Origin of the sequence: Pseudomonas sp. NBRC 111143 (assembly GCF_001320965.1) — a bacterium.
Lineage (GTDB): Bacteria > Pseudomonadota > Gammaproteobacteria > Pseudomonadales > Pseudomonadaceae > Aquipseudomonas > Aquipseudomonas machongensis.
Genome location: NZ_BCBT01000097.1, coordinates 1 through 6,039, shown reverse-complemented (window position 1 = coordinate 6,039; position 6,039 = coordinate 1). Strand labels below are relative to the sequence as shown.

The window sequence follows — 6,039 nt, the reverse complement described above, 5'->3', positions numbered from 1 at the left end:
CTGCTCGAAACTGCGGTCGCGGATTTCACCCAGGCGGTTGAAAAACACTGCCCTGGCCAGCGCATTGCGCGCCTCGCCCTTGTTCAGGCCGGCATGCACGCGGCGGCGCAGTTCCACGCTTTGCAGCCAGTCCAGGATGAACAGCGTGCGCTCGATGCGGCCCAGCTCGCGGAGCGCCACGGCCAGGCCGTTCTGGCGTGGGTAGCTGCCGAGCTTTCGGAGCATCAGGGAGGCCGTCACCGTGCCCTGCTTGATCGAGGTGGCCAGCCGCAGGATTTCGTCCCAATGGGCGCGGACGTGCTTGATGTTGAGCGTGCCGCCGATCATGGGTTTCAGCGCGTCATAGGCGGCGTCGCCCTTCGGGATGTAGAGCTTGGTGTCGCCCAGGTCGCGGATGCGCGGCGCGAAGCGGAAGCCCAGGAGGTGCATCAGGGCGAAGACGTGATCGGTGAAGCCCGCCGTGTCGGTGTAATGCTCCTCGATCCGCAAGTCGGACTCGTGGTACAGCAGGCCGTCGAGCACGTAGGTCGAATCGCGCACGCCGACGTTCACGACCTTGGTGTGAAATGGCGCGTACTGGTCAGAAATGTGGGTGTAGAACGTCCGCCCTGGGCTGCTCCCGTATTTCGGGTTGATGTGGCCGGTGCTCTCGGCCTTGCTGCCGGTGCGGAAGTTCTGGCCGTCCGACGATGAGGTGGTGCCGTCGCCCCAGTGCTCGGCGAAGGGATGGCGGAACTGTGCGTTGACCAGATCGGCCAGCGCCGCCCCGTAGGTTTCGTCGCGGATGTGCCAGGCTTGCAGCCAAGCCAGCTTGGCGTAGGTCGTGCCGGGGCAAGACTCCGCCATCTTGGTCAGGCCCAGGTTGATCGCGTCGGCGAGGATCGTGGTCAGCAACAGGTTCTTGTCTTTGGCCGGGTCGCCCGATTTCAGATGCGCGAAATGCCGAGTGAAGCCCGTCCATTCGTCCACCTCCAGCAGCAGTTCGGTGATCTTGACGTGCGGCAGGATCATTGCCGTCTGGTCGATCAGCGCTTGGGCGGTGTCGGGTACCGCCGCGTCGAGCGGCGTGATCTTCAAGCCTGACTCGGTGATGATGGCGTCCGGCAGCTCGTTGGCCGTCGCCATACGGTTGACGGTGGCAAGCTGTGTTTCCAGCAGCGTCAGCCGGTCGTTCAGGTACCGGTTGCAGTCGGTGGCCACGGCCAGCGGCAATTCGCTGGCCTGCTTGAGGCTGGCGAATTTCGCGGGCGGCACCAGGTAGTCCTCGAAGTCCTTGAACTGGCGCGACCCCTGCACCCAGATGTCGCCGGAACGCAACGCGTTCTTCATCTCCGACAGCGCGCATAGTTCGTAGTAGCGCCGGTCGATGCCGGTGTCGGTCATGACCAGCTTCTGCCAGCGCGGCTTGATGAACTCGGTCGGCGCGTCGGCGGGCACCTTGCGGGCGTTGTCGCTGTTCATGCCGCGCAGCACCTCGATGGCGTCGAGCACGTCCTTCGCGGCGGGAGCGGCCCGCAGCTTGAGCACGGCAAGGAATTCCGGCGCGTAGCGGCGCAGCGTGGCGTAGCTTTCGCCGATGCGGTGCAGGAAATCGAAGTCCTCGGGCTGCGCAAGCTTCTGCGCTTCGGTGACGCTCTCGGCGAAGGCATCCCAGGACATGACGGCCTCGATGGCGGCGAACGGATCGCGGCCCGCCTGCTTGGCCTCGATCAGCGCCTGGCCGATGCGGCCGAACAACCGCACCTTGGCGTTGATCGCCTTGCCGGACGCCTGGAATTGCTGCTGATGCTTGTTCTTGGCGGCGTTGAACAGCTTGCCCAGGATGCGGTCGTGCAGGTCGATGATTTCGTCGGTGACGGTGGCCATGCCCTCGATGGCAAGCGCCACCAGGGTGGCATAGCGTCGCTGCGCCTCGAACTTGGCCAGGTCGGCGGGCGTCATCTGGCCACCCTCACGGGCGATCTTGAGCAGGCGGTTCTGGTGCACCGACCGCTCGATGCCAGAAGGCAGGTCGAGCGCCTGCCACGCTTTGAGGCGTTCGATGTGTTCCAGCATGTGCCGCGAATTCGGTTTGACGGGCGATTGGCGCAGCCAGGCCAGCCAGGTCGTTTTGCCGTTGTCCCGACGCTTGAGCAGATCGTCGAGGCGGCGGCGATGCGCGTCCGACAGCGGTTCGGCCAAGGCATCGTAGATGCGCCGGTTGGCGCGGGTGATTGCTTCGGCGCTCGCCCGCTCGACGGCGTTGAGGGCAGGCAGAATGACCGACTGCTGCCGCAGGTGCTCGATCAAGGTGCTGGCCAGCACGATGCCCTTGTCGGTCTGCAAGGCCATCTCGGTCAGCAACTGGACGGCCTGCCGGTAGTGGCCCATGGTAAAGGGCTGGAAGCCGAACACCGTTTGCAGTTCGACCAGGTGCTCGCGCCGGGTCTGCTCCCGCTGCCCGTATTCGTCCCAGCTTTCGACGCTGACCTTGAGCTGGTCGGCGACCAGTTTCAACAAGGGCGGAAACGGCGGCTCATCGACGCCCAGGATGACACCAGGAAAGCGCAGGTAACAGAGCTGCACGGCGAAGCCCAGCCGGTTGGCCGGGCCGCGCCGCTGCCGGATGATGGAGAGGTCGGTTTCGCTGAACGTGTAGTGACGGATCAACTCATCCTTGGTGTCCGGCAACGCCAGCAGGCTTTCGCGCTCGGCGGCGGACAGGATTGAACGACGTGGCATATTTACTGATCCGTTCTCAAGTATTGATACAGGGTTTCGCGACTGATTCCGAATTCACGAGCCAGCTTGGTCTTTTGCTCGCCAGCCTCGACACGTTGGCGCAGTTCGGCAATACGCTCAGACGACAGGGATTTCTTCCTGCCACGGTAGGCCCCGCGCTGCTTGGCGAGCGCGATGCCCTCGCGCTGCCGCTCGCGGATCAAGGCGCGTTCGAACTCGGCGAACGCGCCCATTACCGACAGCATCAGGTTCGCCATCGGCGAGTCCTCGCCGGTGAAGGTCAAATGCTCCTTAAGGAACTCGATGCGTACGCCGCGCTGGGTGAGGCCCTGCACCAGGCGGCGCAGGTCGTCGAGGTTGCGCGCCAGACGATCCATGCTGTGCACCACGACCGTGTCGCCTTCGCGCACGAAGGCGAGCAGCCGTTCCAGTTCGGGCCGCCGTGTGTCCTTGCCCGACGCCTTGTCGGTGAACACTTTATCCACCTGGATCTGTTCGAGCTGCCGTTCTGGGTTCTGGTCGAAGCTGCTGACGCGGACGTAACCGATGCGCTGACCGTGCAAGGTATCCTCCTGAGGGAAATGTGTCAGGAAGAAATCTATGACCCTTGACGGCGTATGTCAATCAATTCGGAAGGCAACTCTATTCTGACGATTTAGCGCCGGATGGTCTGACGCCAAGTTAGGGTATACCCCATTCGGACACCGACTACACAACCTAAGGGCTTGCAGGCTGTCAGCAGGGCTTATCGTACGATTTTTTCCGTTTTCTCTATGCCCCCCGATTTAATGTCGTTCTCGTACAGCTGCAGCAAGTCGTCGCGTGACGGTATGTACATGGGAGGTGATCTCCAGCTGGTTCTTAGCCCTAACGCATATATACGTTAGGGCCTCACCGGCAGCAAGTCGCCTCGCCGGCAGCGGCCAGGCGGGGGCAACTGACGCCCTCCGGTTATCAGTCGTCCCCGCCCGGCTGGGCATCAGCGTCGGGCGGCACTTCCACCAGCTCGCCGGCCTCAAGGAAACGTACGTCGCAGTCCACACAGAGCAGCCGCCCGCTAAGGCCTGGCTTGCCCCACACGTTCAACTTGCAGCTGGGACAGGTGTACTTGCGCTTGTTCTTCGGATCCTCAGCCGGCGTTGCCGGCTGGATCAGACCCGCAACAGTCAGTGCCGGTATGTCGATGGTCGGATCCTCGGGCTGGGGTAAAGGCTCCCCACCTGGCCCGTACAGCTGCGTTGCGGACATTGGCACCCGCTGGGTGACGATATCGATCCAGGAAATCATGGCGCCGGTTGCGAGTAATTCGTCGCATGCCACATCGAAGGGACCGCCCTCGATGATGTAGTGCGTCATCTGCTGCCCGCACCGGCGCCCGCCAGGCTCACCCGTGTGCGAAGGCATCAGCCCGATGGCCTCCATTTTGTCGGCCCACTCGCGGTTGTGGTACCCGCCGCGAGACTTCTTCCCGAAGCAGTCCTGCCACTGGTGCGCCTGTTCATGCACCAGCGTGGACAGCGTTTGCTTGATGCTGCGATGCGCGAAGTAGGCGCAGTTCAGCGCGATTTCATCGCTCTTACCCGAGCCATTCCGGCGCAGGAAGCGCGATGGCGAGTAATAGCCGAAAGTGTTGGCCTTGCGCTGCAGGGTGAAGATGCAGCCGGGCAGCTGGCCACCGTATAACCGATCATTGAACCAGTCGTACGCCCCCTCGATTTCGTCATAGAGCAACTGGCTTGGGGTTGCGGACATGCGGCCTCCATTTCTCGCACGCGAGAATCCCCCCTGCTGATCACTCGGCGTCAGGGGGGTGAACGTTACAGACATTGTAACCTGTATCGTACGATACAGGTTACACATCAAAAAAAGGGGGCAAGCCCCCTCACCGTCCTACTAAGTAGGCGACATACACGATGGCGGCGCCAAGCGCCGCACCAATCGATAGCAGAGCTACCGAGTACCCAACCGCCCGGCGCTCAGCCTGTGCTGTCACCAGGCTGGCCGCACTGCGGTTGATCTCATTCCCAATCCGCGCTGCCGCTTCGCGTCCTGCCTGCACCAGTGCGTTGCGCTGTTCTTCCATCATCGACTCGAAGTTCAGCTGCGTCTGCAGCAGGACTTTGCCTGCTGCATCGCGTACGGCTTCGGAAGTCTTCGCCGCCAGGTCGGCGTCGACCTGTTCCAGGCGCCGCACGATGGCATCAAAGTCCTCCATCATTTGCGCGACCATCGCTTCGCGGGCCGTGGTTGGGTCCTTGGCCATCGATCACTTCCCCTTGCCGAACAGCGAGGCATATACCTGGTCAAGGTTGCGCGATGCCGACTTGGCCAGGCGCTGCGCGGAGATCATGCGCAGGGCGTGATCCTTTTCGGTTTCGTCCTTGGCATCGCGCAACTGGGCGCGATAGTCCGTGGAGTCCTCCAGTACCTGCGTGACGTTCATTTTCAGCGGGCGCAGGCGCTCGAAAATTTCGTTCGCGTACACCACAGCATCGCGCTTGAGGGTGAATTTCTTCTCGACTTCGTGGAAGCCGAACAGCGCCGCGAACGTCTGCGGGATATCGTCGGCATCATCGATCTGGACTTTGTTGAAGACGACCAAGATCTTTTTCGCCGGCACGCCGAGCGCGGCCAGGGTCTTGATGGTGTTGATGGTATCGACCTGCTGCTTTTTCTCCGGCACTGCCGGCACCAGGAAGTAATCGATATCTTCGTGGGAGCCGTCGTACTGGCCCATGAACTTGAAGAAGTCTTCAACGTTGGATGCGCCAACGTCGACCACAACCTTGTCCTCGGTCAGCAGTACCTCGGACAGTTCGCCAAACTGTTTGCCCTTGAGGCGTTCAATTTCGGCTGCGGTGTCCGACGCACCGGCGTTGATGGTTTCAATTGCAAACCGCAGACCGCCGATACGGGGCCAAAGCAGGTTATCGGAGAGTGTGGTTTTTCCGGAGTTGCCGGTGAAATTCACGGTGACGGTTCTCATGTGCGTTTCCTTCTGCTGCGCGCTGCGCTTTCATATCGATCCAAGTCCGAGGCGTTTTGATCGTCCCCGGGATTCATGAGCCTGCTCAACTCAGCCGGCCCCAAATGGGGCCGTTCGTCCGCGTCATGGCTCGGTTCTGTATCGTACGATACACCTCCTTCCTGTTCCGGCTCGACCTGCCGCGCTGGTTCCTCAAAATGTTGCGGCACTGGTGCTGGGCTTGCAGTCTTTGCCTGGTTTCCACGTTGGGCCTTGCGGTATCGGTACAGGTAGCTCTTGAGCGTATCCATACTGACCTCGATACCTTGCTCCTTGAGCACATCCAGAATCGC

Annotated in this window: 6 protein-coding genes; all 6 read right to left on the bottom strand. The window is 61.9% G+C overall.

Annotation, left to right across the window (positions count from 1 at the left end):
* A partial coding sequence (locus APH44_RS28620) for a Tn3 family transposase (RefSeq protein WP_054895643.1) occupies positions 1-2,721 on the bottom strand: 2,721 nt, incomplete at its 3' end.
* A 2-nt stretch (positions 2,722-2,723) separates the two neighbouring features.
* Positions 2,724-3,284, bottom strand: a complete 561-nt coding sequence (locus APH44_RS28615) for a recombinase family protein (protein ID WP_003124096.1) — start codon at positions 3,282-3,284, stop codon at positions 2,724-2,726.
* Positions 3,285-3,675: 391 nt separating this feature from the next.
* Positions 3,676-4,473 carry a SprT-like domain-containing protein gene (locus tag APH44_RS28610; RefSeq protein ID WP_028691952.1) on the bottom strand — a complete coding sequence of 266 codons (798 nt, stop codon included), beginning with the start codon at positions 4,471-4,473 and terminating at the stop codon, positions 3,676-3,678.
* A gap of 130 nt (positions 4,474-4,603) precedes the next feature.
* Positions 4,604-4,984: a hypothetical protein gene (locus tag APH44_RS28605; RefSeq protein ID WP_028691951.1), complete on the bottom strand. Its 381-nt coding sequence runs from the start codon at positions 4,982-4,984 to the stop codon at positions 4,604-4,606.
* Between the two features lie 3 nt (positions 4,985-4,987).
* The gene (gene stbB, locus APH44_RS28600) at positions 4,988-5,692 is read right to left on the bottom strand and encodes a StbB family protein (RefSeq protein ID WP_256250270.1); all 705 of its coding nucleotides are present in this window, start codon (positions 5,690-5,692) and stop codon (positions 4,988-4,990) included.
* Between the two features lie 11 nt (positions 5,693-5,703).
* Positions 5,704-6,039 (bottom strand): hypothetical protein (locus tag APH44_RS30265; protein ID WP_218187353.1); only part of this gene is annotated, 336 nt, incomplete at its 5' end.